18 protein-coding genes are annotated in these 16,833 nt (G+C 35.8%); all 18 read right to left on the reverse strand.

Annotated elements, in window-relative coordinates:
- Nucleotides 1–65: 65 nt before the first annotated feature.
- Entirely contained in the window at nucleotides 66–2,873 is a 2,808-nt protein-coding gene (locus tag CLOS_RS09040) for a penicillin-binding transpeptidase domain-containing protein (protein ID WP_012159614.1), read from the reverse strand.
- Between the two features lie 15 nt (nucleotides 2,874–2,888).
- Nucleotides 2,889–3,386 carry a rod shape-determining protein MreD gene (mreD, locus tag CLOS_RS09045; RefSeq protein WP_012159615.1) on the reverse strand — a complete coding sequence of 166 codons (498 nt, stop codon included), beginning with the start codon at nucleotides 3,384–3,386 and terminating at the stop codon, nucleotides 2,889–2,891.
- A gap of 18 nt (nucleotides 3,387–3,404) precedes the next feature.
- Complete coding sequence (gene mreC / locus CLOS_RS09050; protein WP_012159616.1) at nucleotides 3,405–4,247, reverse strand: rod shape-determining protein MreC; 843 nt, start codon at nucleotides 4,245–4,247, stop codon at nucleotides 3,405–3,407.
- 14 nt (nucleotides 4,248–4,261) lie between these two features.
- Nucleotides 4,262–5,293: a rod shape-determining protein gene (locus tag CLOS_RS09055; protein ID WP_012159617.1), complete on the reverse strand. Its 1,032-nt coding sequence runs from the start codon at nucleotides 5,291–5,293 to the stop codon at nucleotides 4,262–4,264.
- A 28-nt stretch (nucleotides 5,294–5,321) separates the two neighbouring features.
- Nucleotides 5,322–6,020, reverse strand: a complete 699-nt coding sequence (gene radC, locus CLOS_RS09060; RefSeq protein ID WP_012159618.1) for a RadC family protein — start codon at nucleotides 6,018–6,020, stop codon at nucleotides 5,322–5,324.
- A 25-nt stretch (nucleotides 6,021–6,045) separates the two neighbouring features.
- Nucleotides 6,046–6,624: a Maf family protein gene (locus CLOS_RS09065; RefSeq protein WP_012159619.1), complete on the reverse strand. Its 579-nt coding sequence runs from the start codon at nucleotides 6,622–6,624 to the stop codon at nucleotides 6,046–6,048.
- An 8-nt stretch (nucleotides 6,625–6,632) separates the two neighbouring features.
- Complete coding sequence (locus tag CLOS_RS09070) at nucleotides 6,633–6,881, reverse strand: DUF4321 domain-containing protein (RefSeq protein WP_012159620.1); 249 nt, start codon at nucleotides 6,879–6,881, stop codon at nucleotides 6,633–6,635.
- A 20-nt stretch (nucleotides 6,882–6,901) separates the two neighbouring features.
- Nucleotides 6,902–7,423, reverse strand: a complete 522-nt coding sequence (locus tag CLOS_RS09075) for a Gx transporter family protein (RefSeq protein ID WP_012159621.1) — start codon at nucleotides 7,421–7,423, stop codon at nucleotides 6,902–6,904.
- Nucleotides 7,424–7,654: 231 nt separating this feature from the next.
- Nucleotides 7,655–8,479, reverse strand: a complete 825-nt coding sequence (locus CLOS_RS09080; RefSeq protein ID WP_012159622.1) for an RnfABCDGE type electron transport complex subunit B — start codon at nucleotides 8,477–8,479, stop codon at nucleotides 7,655–7,657.
- A 12-nt stretch (nucleotides 8,480–8,491) separates the two neighbouring features.
- A complete protein-coding gene (rsxA, locus tag CLOS_RS09085) occupies nucleotides 8,492–9,073 on the reverse strand; it encodes an electron transport complex subunit RsxA (protein ID WP_012159623.1) in 582 nt (193 codons plus the stop codon).
- A 16-nt stretch (nucleotides 9,074–9,089) separates the two neighbouring features.
- Nucleotides 9,090–9,689, reverse strand: coding sequence for an electron transport complex subunit RsxE (gene rsxE / locus CLOS_RS09090; RefSeq protein ID WP_012159624.1), 600 nt, complete (start codon nucleotides 9,687–9,689; stop codon nucleotides 9,090–9,092).
- Nucleotides 9,690–9,717: 28 nt separating this feature from the next.
- Nucleotides 9,718–10,260 carry an RnfABCDGE type electron transport complex subunit G gene (locus CLOS_RS09095; protein WP_012159625.1) on the reverse strand — a complete coding sequence of 181 codons (543 nt, stop codon included), beginning with the start codon at nucleotides 10,258–10,260 and terminating at the stop codon, nucleotides 9,718–9,720.
- A 3-nt stretch (nucleotides 10,261–10,263) separates the two neighbouring features.
- Nucleotides 10,264–11,205 carry an RnfABCDGE type electron transport complex subunit D gene (locus CLOS_RS09100; RefSeq protein ID WP_012159626.1) on the reverse strand — a complete coding sequence of 314 codons (942 nt, stop codon included), beginning with the start codon at nucleotides 11,203–11,205 and terminating at the stop codon, nucleotides 10,264–10,266.
- Between the two features lie 20 nt (nucleotides 11,206–11,225).
- Nucleotides 11,226–12,554, reverse strand: a complete 1,329-nt coding sequence (rsxC, locus tag CLOS_RS09105; RefSeq protein WP_012159627.1) for an electron transport complex subunit RsxC — start codon at nucleotides 12,552–12,554, stop codon at nucleotides 11,226–11,228.
- Nucleotides 12,555–12,818: 264 nt separating this feature from the next.
- On the reverse strand, nucleotides 12,819–13,712 hold the full coding sequence (locus CLOS_RS09110; protein ID WP_012159628.1) for a hypothetical protein: 894 nt from the start codon (nucleotides 13,710–13,712) through the stop codon (nucleotides 12,819–12,821).
- 232 nt (nucleotides 13,713–13,944) lie between these two features.
- Nucleotides 13,945–15,054 carry a C40 family peptidase gene (locus CLOS_RS09115; RefSeq protein ID WP_198006276.1) on the reverse strand — a complete coding sequence of 370 codons (1,110 nt, stop codon included), beginning with the start codon at nucleotides 15,052–15,054 and terminating at the stop codon, nucleotides 13,945–13,947.
- A gap of 137 nt (nucleotides 15,055–15,191) precedes the next feature.
- Nucleotides 15,192–15,914: a YebC/PmpR family DNA-binding transcriptional regulator gene (locus CLOS_RS09120; protein ID WP_012159630.1), complete on the reverse strand. Its 723-nt coding sequence runs from the start codon at nucleotides 15,912–15,914 to the stop codon at nucleotides 15,192–15,194.
- 119 nt (nucleotides 15,915–16,033) lie between these two features.
- A complete protein-coding gene (nadE, locus tag CLOS_RS09125; protein WP_012159631.1) occupies nucleotides 16,034–16,786 on the reverse strand; it encodes an NAD(+) synthase in 753 nt (250 codons plus the stop codon).
- Nucleotides 16,787–16,833 lie beyond the last annotated feature (47 nt).

Raw genomic sequence — 16,833 nt, forward strand, 5'->3', positions numbered from 1 at the left:
TGTAAAAAAAACTTAAAAATGGAGATTTCAAGCCTTTTGCACTATTTATATGGCAGCAGGCCACTTTATGGAAGTAGCCTGCTTTCAATTGTAAGATTCTCATTTTCATTCGTCGCATTGAGTCCCATATATTCTGCTACAATCTCTCTAAAAATCGGTCCTCCATATCCCCCAGTTCCTCCTTGCGGAAGAAGAACAGCAATTGCGATTTGTGGATCGTCATAAGGTGCAAAACCAGTAAACCATGTAAAGTTATCATAGTTTTCCTTATATTGGTCAATATCCCGATCTTTAATGTTTGGATTCACCTTTTTTATCGCCTCTCGCATTACAAATGCATCATCTCTGTATTTTGTATTGTTCTTATTGCTCTCTTTTAATTCCTGCATTTTTTCTTCTACTGCATGTAAAGAAACACCATATCTGGATAAGTTTCCTTTTAGATATTCAACTTCATCTAAAGGCGGAATTTTACCAGATTTTTGTGCTGTTCCTGTTTTTGCTGCCACAGGAATCGGTAACTTATTAAAATACATTCTGGTGGATCCAGTTGCTGTAACTTCATACATACCTTTTGTTATCTCATCTAAATGAGCATAGTTTTTCAACTCAATTCTTTCAATCAACTCTACGGGAAAATTTGTAACCGTTCCATCTTCAATGGATTTCGTTTTATCCACTACACTAACCTTATATTTATATCCGTCATTTGCTAAGATTGCCATGAAATTCGCCATTTGAATCGGCGTATAGGAGTGTTCCCCTTGACCGATGGAGAAGTTCATAGTGTCTGCTATGCTCCACTTTGCTTGGTTAAAATAATTATATTTGATAACATCAGAATAGAGATCTACCTTTTCTTCTCGAATCCCAATTTCCTTCATTCGATTGACTAGAGTTCCCCTTGATGGGTTCTCATCTGCCCAACTTAAAATTTGGTTGATAATCTCATTTACATTTTCTTCTGTCTGTCCTATCTTCGCTGGATTTAAATCTTCGATTTTCAGCTGTCTGTTTAAGTAGTTTCTTAGCATAGCCTTAACCGTATCCATCTTTCGTTCGATGCTTGGAACGCCTCCTGACTTTTCTCTCGGTATGTCGATTTCTATACCCGTACGATCATTTAGACCAAATCTTTTCGTATAGTCAATCAATATTTCCGGACTCATTTTAATAGGTAAGGGTTTTCCTGCACCGTAATCATAGCCTGTGGCTAATGAATAAAAATAATAGTTATTTGAGTCCCGAATTGCATCGGATAAGTTTTGATACCCCATAGTTGAGCCACGTTGGTTCCATAGCCAGTTACCAAAGGAGTGGCCCCCAACTTTAATGTAGCCTTTATCTAAAATTTTATAATTTGGACTCAGCCCCTGTTCTAAGCCTACTAATCCAACCAGCATCTTAAAGGTAGATCCTGGCTGTACCGCGGTACTGAGCGCTATATTTAAAAGTGGTCGCGGTGCCAATAAATCTCTTTCATTTTCAGGCATTAAACTTTGCCAATCGGCCCCACTAATCCCTGTAGCAAATAGGTTTGGATCGTAAGTAGGATAGCTAGCCAAGGACAGCACCTTCCCTGTTTTGATATCTAAAACAACCACAGCCCCCGATTTAGCATTTTTTCGGATACCACTGGTGCCTGTAAATGTATTTTTACCCCACCGAGTTTCGTAAGTACCGCCTGTTTGAATTGCATGTAAAACGTCTTTGAGAACTTCCTCTGTTTTTTTCTGCAAATCATTATCAATGCTTAAATATAATGTCTCTCCAGGGATTGCTTCTTGTTTCTCCAATACTTCCATTAATCTTCCCTTAGAGTCGACCAAAACTTTTTGATAACCATCTGTCCCCTTTAATACTTCTTCAAATTTATGCTCCAATCCCGTTTTGCCGATAATATCTCCCGGTAAATATTTGAGCTCTTTAATATACTTATCGATTTCATGCTGCTGTGCAATTTTTCCTAGATAACCTAGTAAGTGCGCAGCCAATTCTCCTTCAGGATAATATCGAATGGATTCAATATTGACACTGATTCCTGGTAAATCCGAAATATTTTCCTCTATTTGAGCCACTGCCCGCGGAGAAATATCCTGTGCTAATTTCACTGGATTGTATTGTAGGTAACTGCTGCTCCTTATTTGTTCTCTTACAACCATAATCTTTCTAGCTTCTTCAAAGGAATAGCTATCTGGAATATCGTATTTGGTTCTAAGTTTATGAAAAGCATCGATGGCCTTTATATTGAATTCTTCCGTTTTAAAGCCATGACTCTGTAGCCAGTCTTCTTTCTTCAATTCATCCGTATATCGCCATCTCGTACTTTCCTTTATGGATATGGGAACCGTTATATCTGGGATTTCAATCAGCTTGATCTGAGCCTCGTAGGGATCCTCTTCCTTAATGCCATACCGCTCCTTTAAGCTATTGAATGCTTCCTTTCCATCAATCCCTATAAAGCCATAGGTTTCTTTCCATTTATCTAAATTGATATCATAGGTAAATGCGTATTCACCATTTTCAGTTTGTACAATTGGAAATTCATCTGTATATTTATCGCCATTTTCCTCTAGAATATTAAGCAATTTCAGAGAGACTTCGTTAATCTTATTACTATCGATTTCATTTCTCATAATTTGGACAGTGAAGCTTGGGCGATTACCAGCTAACAATTTTCCATATCGATCCCTTATTTCTCCTCTGGGAGCACTGATTGGTATGTTTTTAAAGATTCTGTTCTCTGACTGTTCTCTGTAGTCCTGTCCTTCTACGATCATGAGGTTCGCTAGTCTTAGAATTATAACGATGATAATTATAGCAAAACCTAAAATTATAACATTATATCGATCATTTAATTTTTTCAAAAACATGAGCATCACCTTTAGTTATTGTCTTTTTTTCATTACATCTAATTTAAACAGTTTCGATACATAAAAATAAAGAATAGGAGAAAGAATACAGTTATATATCAGTTCTACAATCAGCATTTTTTTAAATATGTTCAGTAGTTCAATTCTATATCCTAATAAAAATATCAATAGTAGATTCATTAATTCGTAAAATATCGTTGCTAGTCCGGTTAATATAATTGGAATTAAAATATTGCCTTTGAAAATCTTTTGCTCTGTCAACCCTACCGTATACCCGATCAGCATATAGGCTAAGGCATTCATGCCGATGATTCGACCAAAGGTAATATCTTGCAATAACCCCACAAAAAATCCGATAATAGCCCCTTGCTTTTTTCCACTATGTACGGCAAAGGATATGACCAATATAATTGCTGTGTTTGGTAAAGTCCCTAATATATTGAACCATTGTAAGGTTGTAGATTGCAATATTAAATTCAGTACAACAATGATACTAATTATAATAAATTTCACGAGTTGCTTCCCCTTTTTCTAATAATCAGTCTGATCCTGGGTCACGATTATTACCTTCGTCAACCTTTTAAAGTTTACGGATGGCTCTACTTTAATTGTTTTTAATAAATGATCCCCAGTTTTATCTACACCGACAACCTCTCCAATCTGTATTCCCGCTGGATAGATGCCAAGACCTGAAGTAATGATTTTATCCCCTACAATTACATCTGCCAAGGGATCAAATAAATATCCTGTGATCTCATTTGAAATACTCCCAGTAACGATCCCTTGTAAGGAACTGTCTCGCATCAACTGGAAGCTAACAGAACTGTTGTTATCTATAATAGAAATAACCTTGGACCAGTTGCCACCAACTTCATATACCTTACCAACCAATCCGTTGGAATCTAGCACCACATTATCTTTTTTTACCCCCTGATTTTCCCCAACATTAATCGTAAACAGATTAAACCAGTTTCCAGGGCTTTTTCCTGTGATATCTGCCGTGATCAGATTCTTGTTTTCAACTTCATCGATATAGTTTAAAGCATATTTGAGATTTTTTAACTCTTCTAGTTCACTTCTTGATATGGATAAATTCAGCACCTCTTTTTCCAAAGCTTCCACAGTTTCTTTGAGCTCTGCATTTTCCTCTTTCAACCTCGTTAAGTTTGCAAGAGAAGTAACATTGCTTCCAATGGTATTCATCACTCTATTAAATGTGTTTTGAATCGGACTTAAGATGTTCCCCACCCATTTTTCTACAAAAGTAATGTTTTCCCTTTGCTCTGAAGTAATCCCAACTATAATAATGAGAATGATAGCGACAATTGTCACTATCATTGCAGATCGATTCATTGACTTCTTTTTCCTAGCCATATCTATCACCCAGTCTATCCTAATTTCTTCGGAGCGATTAAGACTCTTCTTAAAGTATCTATTTCTTCAATGGTTTTACCAGTACCAATTGCAACACAATCCAATGGGTTTTCAGCAATTCTGACGGGCATTCCTGTCTCTTTTTTTACTAGAAGATCTAATCCCTCCAACATAGCGCCACCACCAGTAAGCATAATACCGATCTCCATAATGTCTGCAGCCAACTCTGGCGGTGTTTTTTCTAAAGTATATTTGATTGCTTCTATAATTTGATACACTGGCTCTCTCAAAGCATCCAAGATTTCCGTAGAGGTAATCTCTAATGTTTTTGGTAATCCAGAAACAAGGTCCCTACCCCTAACGAGCATCTTTTCTTCCTTGTTTTTAGGGAAAGCAGAGCCTATAGTCATTTTTACCTCTTCTGCTGTTCTTTCTCCAATCATTAGACTATATTCCCGCTTGATATATTGAACGATGGATTCATCTAGCTCATCGCCACCTACTCGTATGGATTTGGCAGTAACAATCCCACCTAAAGAAATAATAGCAACTTCCGTAGTGCCGCCACCAATGTCTACAACCATGCTCCCTGTAGGCTCTTCAACAGGTAAACCTGCACCAATTGCAGCAGCCATAGGCTCTTCTATTAAATAGGCCTCTCTCGCACCTGCCTGAAGTGCAGCCTCTTCTACAGCCCTTTTTTCCACTTCAGTCACTCCCGACGGAACACAGACAACCACCCTTGGTTGTATAATACTTTTTTTAGCACTGGCTTTTCTAATAAAGTATTTTAACATGCTTTGTGTTACATCGAAATCTGCGATGACTCCATCCTTCATAGGCCTTATCGCTACAATATTACCAGGCGTTCTACCAATCATTTTTTTAGCATCTTCTCCTACGGATAAAACTGTTTTTGTATCGTTTTGAATTGCTACTACTGAAGGCTCATTCAACACAATCCCTTTTCGTCTTACATAAACTAATGTATTTGCTGTTCCTAAATCGATTCCCATATCACGTGAAAAAGATTTGAATATACTCATATTTAATGCTCCTTCCTATACACAACGATTATATCAACTTATGCTCTTTCATGCTGAAATAAACGCCATCTCCAATAATTATATGATCCAATACGCTTATTCCAATAATATTCCCTGCCTCTATCAATCTCTTGGTAATGTTTATATCCTCTCCACTTGGATTTGGATCGCCACTTGGATGGTTATGTGCCAATATAATAGCAGAGCTACTCCGCTTAATTGCCCTGTTAAAAACTTCCCTTGGATGGACGATCGAAGCATTTAAGCTGCCTACAGAAATATTCTCAATAGCAATTATATCATGCTTCGTTGTCAATAATAATATATTAAATATTTCCTTATTTAAATAGCGCATTTCCTCCATTAACAAATTGCTGACATCATCAGGACCCTTTATTTTATAATTATTTACCTTTGTTGTTAAAGATATTCGTTTTCCTAGCTCTACTGCAGCGATAATTTGAGATGCCTTTGCCAGTCCAACGCCTTTTACTTGGCTCAGCTCTTCAATGGTGCAATCCTTAAGACCTCGTAGTCCTTCCGTACTTGTATTCAATATGCTCCTTGCCAGATCAATTGCAGTTCTGTCCTTTGTTCCAGTAGACAGGATGATTGCCAACAGTTCTGCATTGGATAAGCTTTGACTACCAAAGGACAGTAATTTCTCACGCGGTCTTTCACTCATTGGCATATTTTTAATACTCATATATCCATAGTGATCTTCCATATAAAAGCCTCCGTAAAATTATATTTTAAAGGAGGTTGATGTCAAAATGATTCCGAAGAACTACTCCCAATTTAAATATTGGTAGACCCACAACATTAAAATAATCCCCTTCTATTTTAGATACAAACAAAGATGCTTTTCCTTGAATTCCATAGGCACCGGCCTTATCCATAGGCTCTTTCGTTTCTATATATCGATTGATTTCCTCATCAGAAAGATGATTAAAATACACATTTGTAACTTCAAAATCTACTATTTCTTTTTTCGTGCGACAGTCAATCACTGCAAAACCAGTGATTACTCTATGGATTTTTCCTGAAAGAAGTTTTAGCATCTGGTAAGCTTCATCCGCATCTTTGGGTTTCCCTAATATCCTATTATATTCTACTATAGTATCAGCACCAATAACAATATAATCTCCATCTAATTTATTCGAAACATCCTTTGCTTTTTGGTAAGCCAATTCTTTAGCAATTTCTGGTGCTGAAAGTTCTGTATTGATTTTTTCTTCAATATCACTGCTCATTACTTCAAAGGGAACACCAAGTCCTTGAAGAAGCTCCCTTCTCCGTGGAGAAGCAGAGGCTAAGATCATTTGTTTCATAATTCCACCTACAATCGATTGAATATTACTACAGATAATAAAAGTCCAATTAGGCTTGCTACATTTATTTTTAAAAGCAAGGTGATTTGGAAGTAAATAACCCCTAAATTAATTTCGATATTATTCAGCCCCAGGGGCGCAGGCCCGTAGTTTAAGAATGGAACTGCTGAAGCAAAAAAATTTCCGATTAAGCTTCCTAGCACGACTCCGGTTGCTATAAAAAGTACAAGCATCCAAGAACTTCTAAGTTTTTTCATAATGAATCCCCCATTTTCAATTATGATTTTGTCACATATCTAATATTGGCACGAGTATTGTTCAAGGTATAATTTGCAGTAATTCCTATAAATATTCCAGTAAAAATACTGGTCAGCATCAATATTGGCAAATACGCAAATATTTTAGGGTTTTTAATAATAATACCTGCAACAGCTAATTGTGCGATATTATGCCCCATAGCACCAAAAACACTAACACCCACTAAATTGAAGTATTTTCTAAAGAATCTATAGATGACCCACATAACAATAGTGCTGACGAATGCACCTGCCATGCTATAAATCATAGAAATCATCGCTCCAGATGCCAATCCCCCAATAAAACTCCTTAATAGATTGACAGCCAACGCATATTTGATACCATACATCGCCAAGGTGATTAAACCTATTATATTAGCCAATCCTAGCTTTGCTCCAGGAGCAAAAGCTGTAAAAGGATTGGGAATTATCGACTCAATAATATGAAGAGCTAATCCTACTGAAGTTAACATTGCCAATCGTACCATTTTTTTAGTATCCATTGAATTACCACACTTTCAATTTTTTGTTTTGATTTTAGAACGATTAATATTTTAACAACGATAATCGTGGTCTATTTCGGAATATAAGAAATTTAGCATAATAAAAGTTTATCATTTACAGTTTTAATATACAAGTGTAAATAATTGATATTCCTGCTCATATTCGCATATAGAAATATAGCCTTCATAAAAATAGAAGAATCCTTTAGGATTCTTCTATTTTTATGAAGCTTATAAATTAAATTTTTGTTTTCTTTCTAATTGTCCCTCAATCGCTTTCGTAGGGCATTTTTCCACACATACGAAGCAATTTGTACAATTTTCATAGTTTATAAATGCTAAGTTATTTTTAAATTCAATTGTTTGTGTCGGACAATTTTTAACACAGATTTGACATCCAATACAGCCAACTGTACATTTTTGTCGAACTACTTTACCTGGTTCTTTATTGTTACATGTAATAACAACACTTTGCTTGTATGGCGCCCAAGCGATGACACTCTTTGGACATACCTCTAAGCATTTACCACAAGCAGTACATTTTTCTGGATTAATCTTTGCAATTCTTCCATCTACAATTTCAATTGCATCGAAGGCACATGCTTTTACACATGTTCCCAATCCTAGACAACCGTACTGACAAGATTTGCTTCCACCTTGAACCATAGATGCAGCAACACAATCTTGAATACCATCATACTCAAATTTCTCGCCACATTTTGTAGTATCTCCATTACAAATTACTCTAGCAACTCTTTTTTCTTCACCTGTAGCAGCTACACCCATAATATCCGCCACTTTAGCAGCAACATCCGCACCGCCAACAGGGCAACCGTTTACAGGTGCCTGACTAGCCGCAACAGCCTTTGCAAAACTGTCACATCCAGGGAAACCACAGCCACCACAGTTTGCTCCTGGTAGTACATCTCTAATAGCAACTGTTTTCTCGTCAACAGGTATCGCTAACTTTTGTGAAGCATACGCTAAGCCTGCTCCAAATAGCAAGCCTAGTCCTCCAAGGCTAACTATGGGATAAATTATTGTTTGAAGATTCATATTATCACTCCTTTACACCAATCCAGAAAAGCCTAGGAAAGCCATCGACATTAAACTTGCAGTAAATAATGCAATTGGAAATCCTTTGAATGCTTCAGGGATATTAGATAACTCTAAACGCTCTCTAATTCCAGCAAATAAAACGATTGCTAAAGAGAATCCTATAGCCGAAGCAGCTGAATTCACTATCGTTTCGATTAAATTATAATTTTCTTTGATATTTAAAATTGCAACCCCTAATACTGCACAGTTTGTAGTAATAAGCGGTAGATATACTCCTAATGACTGATATAAAGTAGGACTACTTTTTTGAATAACCATTTCTACAAATTGAACTAAAGCCGCTATTACAAGAATAAATGTAACCGTTTGCATATATCCTAGCCCAAGTGGATTTAGAATAAACGTTTGTACTAAATAAGTTATTAAACCAGCTAGAGTCATAACGAAAGTAACGGCCATTCCCATACCAAAAGCTGTTTCTACTTGTTTAGAAACTCCTAGAAATGGACAGATACCTAGATTTCTAGACAAAACATAGTTATTCACTAATATTCCGCCAACTAATATTACAAAGATAGATTCTAATGTCACTAATTACACCTCCCAATTACGCATTTTTTTGTTTAGCTGCAAGACTTCCAAATAAAGCTAGAAGTAAGCCTAGAACCAAGAAAGCACCAGGAGCTTGAGTCATAATAGCAAAAGGCTCATAGCTACTCCACATGATTTGTTTACCAAATATAGAACCAGCACCGATCAGTTCTCTAATAGAGCCTAGAATTGTAAGCGCAAGTGCAAAACCTAGTCCATTTCCTATACCATCTACTGCTGACACGAAAATAGAATTTTTAAATGCAAAAGCCTCTGCTCTTGCTAGTATAATACAGTTCACAACAATTAGCGGTAAGAATATGCCTAACGCTTCATATAATGGAGTTACATAAGCCTGCATAAGCATTTCTATTATAGTTACAAATGTTGCGATAACAACAACAAATGCTGGAATTCTTATTTGATCTGGTATAACCTTTCTAAGCATAGAAATTACCATGTTAGAGCCTATTAATACTGCGGTTGTGGCAAGACCCATACCAAGACCATTTGTTGCAGAAGTAGTAACTGCAAGTGTAGGACACATTCCTAATACTTGCACAAAAGTTGGGTTATTAAAAATTAATCCATCATTAAATACTTTTTTTATACTCACAAACTCACCTCCAAAACTAAGGAATATATTATTTTAGTACACCTTCAAATAATTTTATTGCTGCATTAACACCTGCTGTTGCAGCTCTTGAGGAAACTGTAGCTCCTGATATCGCTTCAACATCTGTTCCTACACTTAACTCACCTTCAGCAGATTTTCCTGCAAATTGACCTGAAAATCCATCTTCAGTAATTTTAGATCCTAGACCAGGTGTCTCACTCTGTGATGCTACTTTAATACCTGCTATAGTTCCATCACTATTAACACCAGTTATGATTACTACGTCCCCACCATATCCTTTGGTTACTGTTTTAACAGCATATCCAATGGTGCTTCCGCCTTTTAGTCCTTCATAAGCTTCTTGAACACCTTCTATTTCAGTAATAGAAGTATTCTCCACTACCTTAAATTCGTCTGCATCTGGTAATAGTTCTTTCATATATACAAGGTTTGCTTCCATAGCCTTCTCTTGTATAACAACTTTTGTAACATCATTTACAACACTCAGTAAACCAGCTGAAACTGCAGTTATCACTAGTAGTATGATACTCAATTTAACGATTTGTTTCATGGATTACTTCACCTCCCCAAATACTCTAGGGCTTGTATACTTTTCAATTAAAGGCGCTGCAATATTCATAAGTAGAATAGAGAAGCCTACACCCTCTGGATAATTACCATAGAATCTAATTACCGAAGTTAAAATACCACATCCAAGCGCAAATATGATTCTTCCTTTAGGTGTTACTGGAGCAGATGCATAGTCAGTAGCCATATAAATCGCTCCTAACATCAATCCTCCTGCTAAAAGATGATAAATCATAAATTCAAAGTTGAATTGACCATATAGTAAAGATGCAACTGCTACTGTACCAATATATACGGCAGGTATTTGTATTGAAATTATCCCTCTATAAACTAAATAAATTCCACCTAATATAAGTAATATTGCAGATGTTTCACCTAAAGAACCTCCGATGTTACCAAATAACATATCCATTATTTTAGGTGCATTACTTGGTATTTCAGTCATTCCCTTTACAAAACTTAAAGGAGTCGCTGTTGTTCTAGCATCTACTCCTGGCTTTACCCAACTTGTCATTCTTCCAGTATAAGAAATCATTAACATAATTCTCGCTGCTAAAGCAGGATTCATAAAGTTATGCCCAACACCTCCGAAAAATTGCTTTACAACGATGATTGCTATCATCGAACCTAAAACAGGTATCCACCATGGTGCAGAAGCAGGAATATTAAATGCCAATAAAAGTCCTGTTACTACTGCACTTAAATCGTTAATAGTCACAGGCTGTTTTCTAATTTTTTGAAAAATCATTTCTGAAATAATAGCTGTTAATACAGATAATAATATAATTTTTGCTCCATTTAACCTAAAGTAATATAATGCACCTACCGTTGCTGGTAACAGAGCAATAATTACATCTAGCATTACTTTTTGTATCGTATTCTCAACCCGAATGTGGGGTGAAGAAGATACAATTAATTTTCCTTCCATCAAATCTTCCCTCCCATCAACTAATTACTTTGTTTTCTTTTCTTTGCAACAATTTCTCTTTTTGCTACTCTAATGGACTGCAATAACGGTCTTTTTGATGGACAAATGAATGAGCAAGATCCACATTCAATACAGTCTAACGCTCTATATTTCTCAGCATGCTCCATCATGTTATTTAAAGAATAAGCACTGATTTGTACCGGTTGAATAGAAACTGGACAAATGTCAACACATTTACCACAGCGGATACATTGCTGAGGATCTGGTATTCTCGCTTCATTTTCGTCGAATACTAGTACTCCAGAACCACCCTTTGTAATCACTACATCAACTGAATGTTGAGCAAATCCCATCATAGGTCCACCCATAATAATTTTTCCAGGCGTTTTAGAATAACCGCCGCATTGCTCGATTACTTCTTTGATTGGAACACCGATTTTCATTAGTAGATTCTTAGGATTTGCAATTGCACTTCCTGTAACCGTAGTAATTCTATCAATTAATGGCATTCCTGTTCTTAATGTCTTTGCAACTTGTGCAGCTGTCGCAACGTTATTTACAATAGCGCCGGCATCCGCTGGTAGCCCTCCTGAAGGAACTTCCCTCTTTGTACATGCATAGATTAATTGCTTCTCAGCACCTTGAGGATACTTTGTGTGCAATCCTACAACTTTAATATTTGGATACTTTTCTGCTGCTTTTTTCATAGCTGCAATGGCATCTGGCTTATTATCTTCTATACCGATAAAACCATTCTGTACATTTACAACCTTCATCATTGCTAGTAATCCTTCAACAATCTCGTCTGAATGCTCTAACATTAGACGGTGATCTGCTGTTAAAAACGGTTCACACTCAGCACCATTTAAAATAAAGTTATCAACTTTCTTATCTGGCGGTACGGATAATTTTACATGTGTTGGGAATGTAGCACCACCCATACCAACAATTCCAGCATCTTTAATCGCTGCAAGAATTTCTTCAGGTTTTAATGAGTCTACAGTTCCGATTGGCTTAATAGAAGAATGTACTTCATCTAGCCCGTCAGATTCAATCACAATTGCTTGAACTTCCCCACCAATTACGTTTGGTATCATCGTAATTTCTTTAACAGTACCTGATACACTTGAATGCACTGGAGATGAAACAAAGCCTTGAGGCTCTCCTATTCTTTCACCTACAGTAACACGATCTCCCACCTTTACAATTGGCTGACATGGTGCTCCAATATGTTGTTGTAGTGGAATGTATACAACACTTGGGTCAACAGCTTTCTCTATTTTAAGATGAGCTGTAGCTTCCTTATAGCCTGGAGGATGGATACCACCTCTAAAGGTTAAAAAACTCATTACATATTTCACCCCTTAAATATTATTTGATTATAGCTAAACCCCTTAAACTTTAAATAAATCAAATAAACAATAAGATTATTTGATTTACTTAGTTTTACGTTATTTAATCTATAATCACTTAATTTATTATTATGGAATAATTATTCTACATTACTATATTAGTATAAAATTTAAGATTTAACAAGCCTTAATACTGTATCTTTTGTATATTCTTTATGTAATTTTCTATTTTGCATCATAAATCGACAACATTCTTGTGGCTTATATCTTAAATATTTCAATGGTTCTAAAGATTGTATCTAAAAAATTGTTATGCAATTTATATAGATCCAGATCTGTAGTAGTCATTTCTAAAGAGGCCTTGATATTTTTCTCTTGATGATCTAACATTTTTTTTAATTCATCTGCAGCGAATGAATTTTCAGGCAATTCAGCACTCTCTAGGTTGGATGAAATCGTTGTTAAAATATTTTCATGTTGGTTCAATACCTTATCATATTCTTCTAAGGTAATCCCTCCTGTACTGAGATTATATAAGGCATCTGAAGATTCGTATAGGGAATCTACCAGTGTATTTAAATTTTGAATCACATTCTCTGTTCCTTTGTTTTCATCAGAAAATTGGATCTGTCTTTGTCCAATGTTTACATGACTGATATAGGCATCTGGGTATACTTCTCTGACAGCATTTAACTTTTCTTCTATATGCTTTCGATCGGTAGCGCCATAGCTATAGATCTTGTACATATTATCTGCTCTATAAATGATATGGGGAAGTGCATGGCTCTGTAACTCTCCAATTAACCCTTCTATATTTTTGTTGTCCGCCAGACTTGCTATTTGAATCATGTAAAAGGATAAGGGTTTTAAATCCACTTTATTGGTGAATTGATTGTTTTCTTTTTCGGATTTAGGTTCAACCTCCTCCGTATCGTCCTGTTCTTTTTTGCTTCCCAGTTCCTTTATGTTCTCCAAAGTAATGTCTCCAGGGGACTGTAGCATACTTTCTGTATTAATTGTTGGGATAACGACCCATTCCGTAATTCTAGAACCAATCATTATTGATAATAGCGGAAGAATCACTAGAAAAAACAGAGCGATACCCACATTCATATTTCGTCTTTTCTTTCGAATACCAAACCTAGTTCTTCTCAAAGCAATCACGCTCCTTCTTAATATTTTATAAATAGATTGTCCGCCTTTGAATCATCCTAATTTTAGAAATTATTCCTTTATGTCATTAAATTACAGCTCCTATTAATATATATATCAATCGAATTAATTTATTCCTGATTTCATAATAAATTGATTTTTGATCCATTCCTATTTGGAACAAAAAGAAACTCCTATACAGCGTATAGGAGTTTCTAGATTAACGACTTTATTTTTATAATCGAATTGCTTTCATATATCTTGTGCTATAATATCGATCTGATAAGGAATCAATAACAATTTGACGTCTTGATGTAGATGCATGAATAATTCTTCCATTACCAATATAAATGCCAACGTGACCAATATCATTTCCGATCTTGCCAGAAGTATCAAAGAATACGAGATCCCCAATTTCCAGTTCGCCTCGATTCACTGTAGTACCAATTCCTGCTTGTCCCGTCGCTGTTCGTGGTAACTGCTTGATCCCTTTTGCATTTAAATAGTCACTATAATAGGTCTTTAATATATAGCTTGTAAAGCCAGAGCAGTCAAAACCATTCGGTCCGTTACCACCACTAACATATTTTTTGCCTAAATATTTTGTTGCAATGGCTTCTATATCTTCAAAAGCGTTTCTGCCAGAACTAGAACGATTCACATTAGTATTTTGAACCGATACATATTTACTTTCTACCCAACCTTCTTTGTTGCTGGACGTAATAACATTGTACCATTTATCTTGATATCCTTTAATATAAACCATTTCCGAGATTTTTAACGTATCCACATTTTTTTCGTTTTCACCAGCATATTCCTTTAAGGCGATAGCATCATTCACTAATCTTCCAGTAGGAAGGTTATGGGTTATTTTTACATAATCTGAATGGACCCATCCTTTAACATTGTTACTTAAAATAACTTCATACCATTCAGCAGATTCTCCGATAATCGTAACAATATGTCCACTTGAAACATTGGTAATTACATTATCGTTGAGAGAAGGTCCTACTCTTACTCTCAATCCATCCCCCGTTATTTCACCTTTTTTTATTTTGTTCTCTCTATAGTTGGCATCCGTTATAATAGCTTCCTGTGAAGAAATCCAACCTTCTCCTTTTCCATTGGATAATTCCACCAAATACCATTCATCTAATATTTCTTTTATCATAACTTTACTACCGATGTTTAACTTATCCAATTCCTTGCTATTACCAAATTTGTCTTCTCTAATGATAGCTTGCGTACTAATGATTGTACCACTATAGTCAAGCCCTGATGCAAATGTAGTCGTAAATATGGAAGATGCCAGTGCCATACACATGACAAACCTTCTTCTTTTCATACTAATGATAATCATCTCCTAACCTAATCAGTACCATAACAAATCTACTATAGGTAATTCGACTTAAAGTAGGATTGTCCTTCTTTTTTTTGTTTATTTTTTATACCGAATCAAAACTTTCTAAGGAACAGCTCCGTTTATAGCATCACTTCCCAGTTATGGTAGACGTTTTGAACATCATCGTTATCTTCCAGCATATCGATTAATCGGTTCATTTTCTTAATATCATCTTCACTTTGTAATTGGGATAGGGTTTGCGGAATATAGGAAATATTTGCCTCTAATAATTTATATCCTGCCTTTTCAATCCCTTCCTTTACACTGTGAAAATCTTCGATACTTGTAATGACCTCATATGCATCTTCCTCAGAAATAAAATCTTCTGCACCAGCTTCTAAGGATACCATCATTAGCGTTTCCTCATCGATATGATCTTCTTTTTCTATAATAATCTGTCCCTTTTTATCAAACATAAAAGAAACACAACCGGTAGAACCTAAATTTCCACCATTTTTATCAAAGGCGTGTCTTACATCTCCAGCAGTTCTATTCCTATTATCTGTCAGTACTTCAACAATAACAGCTACACCGCTCGGTCCATAGCCTTCATATACAATTTCCTCGTATTGATCTGAGCCACCTTCGCCTGTACCTTTTTTGATTGCTCGATCAATATTATCATTGGGCATATTTTGAAGCTTTGCTTTATCGATAGCATTTTTTAAAGCCGCGTTATACTCTACATCGCCGCCGCCTTCTCGTGCAGCAACAGAAATCACTCGAGCTAATTTCGTATATATTTTTGCTTTTTTAGCGTCCTGTTTTGATTTTCTATCGATGATGTTACCAATTCTTCCCATTATTCCATCTCCTTAGTTATCTTTCATGATGTCACGATGTACACCATATATAATTTCTAAAAAAATTTTAGCATAACTTAAATCATCATGCAATTTATTTATTCTCTACAGAATATGCTTTATCCAATTTTAGGTGATGGTGGCATTGTTCTTTTATGGGCAGAATTTCTATGAAGCCTTTCAATTACAGTTAAATCCTTTTCTGGAATTGCCTTTCCCTCTAAAAATTCATCAATATATTTATAGCTTGTTCCCATTTCTCCTTCATCCGTTTGACCTTCCCACAGCCCTGCAGACGGTTCTTTCTCAAGTACTTCTTTCGGAACCCCCAGTACCTTTGCCCATTCATATACTTCATATTTTTTCAGAGAGGCGATCGGTAAAATATCCACACCACCATCCCCATATTTCGTAAAATATCCCGTATAGATTTCAGCAGCATTATCGGTACCAACGACCAAATAGTTTAAATTATTGGCAACGGCATATAATGTACTCATTCTTAATCGAGCCCTTAAATTTGAATCCATGGCTCTTTCCATTCCTGTATTGAATAAGTTTTTATTATTTAATTGATGCACTACTTTATTTGCTACAGTATTATGCTCTTCTCCTAAATCTATTTCTATGTATTCTATCCCACAAGCCTCTGCTGTTAGGATGCCATGCTCCACATCTTTTGTACTACTCTTAATGGGAAGTATGACTCCCAGCGAATTTTCCGGAAATGCTTTTTTTATTAAGCATGCAACTACAGCGGAATCTATTCCACCAGAAATTCCAACGGTTAATCCTTTTGCTCCAGCATTTCTCACCTGTTCCCTTAACCATTCTACTACCTGATCTATATTTTTTTGTATATTTTGAGTCATTCAAAACACTCCATTCATTCTATATTATTTATTGTATTATACCATAA

The sequence above is a fragment of the Alkaliphilus oremlandii OhILAs genome, from assembly GCF_000018325.1.
GTDB classification, from domain to species: Bacteria; Bacillota; Clostridia; order Peptostreptococcales; family Natronincolaceae; genus Alkaliphilus_B; species Alkaliphilus_B oremlandii.

Excerpts from the sequence above, each read along its gene's own strand:
- CLOS_RS09070 (WP_012159620.1), bottom strand. The coding sequence starts at position 6,881 with ATGAAAAAACTTAGAAGTTCTTGGATGCTTGTACTTTTTATAGCAACC.
- CLOS_RS09120 (WP_012159630.1), bottom strand. The coding sequence starts at position 15,914 with ATGGGAAGAATTGGTAACATCATCGATAGAAAATCAAAACAGGACGCT.
- CLOS_RS09095 (WP_012159625.1), bottom strand. The coding sequence starts at position 10,260 with ATGAAACAAATCGTTAAATTGAGTATCATACTACTAGTGATAACTGCA.
- CLOS_RS09115 (WP_198006276.1), bottom strand. The coding sequence starts at position 15,054 with ATGAAAAGAAGAAGGTTTGTCATGTGTATGGCACTGGCATCTTCCATA.
- CLOS_RS09040 (WP_012159614.1), bottom strand. The coding sequence starts at position 2,873 with ATGTTTTTGAAAAAATTAAATGATCGATATAATGTTATAATTTTAGGT.
- CLOS_RS09065 (WP_012159619.1), bottom strand. The coding sequence starts at position 6,624 with ATGAAACAAATGATCTTAGCCTCTGCTTCTCCACGGAGAAGGGAGCTT.
- CLOS_RS09055 (WP_012159617.1), bottom strand. The coding sequence starts at position 5,293 with ATGAGTATATTCAAATCTTTTTCACGTGATATGGGAATCGATTTAGGA.
- CLOS_RS09075 (WP_012159621.1), bottom strand. The coding sequence starts at position 7,423 with ATGGATACTAAAAAAATGGTACGATTGGCAATGTTAACTTCAGTAGGA.
- CLOS_RS09080 (WP_012159622.1), bottom strand. The coding sequence starts at position 8,479 with ATGAATCTTCAAACAATAATTTATCCCATAGTTAGCCTTGGAGGACTA.
- mreC (WP_012159616.1), bottom strand. The coding sequence starts at position 4,247 with ATGGCTAGGAAAAAGAAGTCAATGAATCGATCTGCAATGATAGTGACA.
- rsxC (WP_012159627.1), bottom strand. The coding sequence starts at position 12,554 with ATGAGTTTTTTAACCTTTAGAGGTGGTATCCATCCTCCAGGCTATAAG.
- CLOS_RS09100 (WP_012159626.1), bottom strand. The coding sequence starts at position 11,205 with ATGGAAGGAAAATTAATTGTATCTTCTTCACCCCACATTCGGGTTGAG.
- nadE (WP_012159631.1), bottom strand. The coding sequence starts at position 16,786 with ATGACTCAAAATATACAAAAAAATATAGATCAGGTAGTAGAATGGTTA.
- radC (WP_012159618.1), bottom strand. The coding sequence starts at position 6,020 with ATGGAAGATCACTATGGATATATGAGTATTAAAAATATGCCAATGAGT.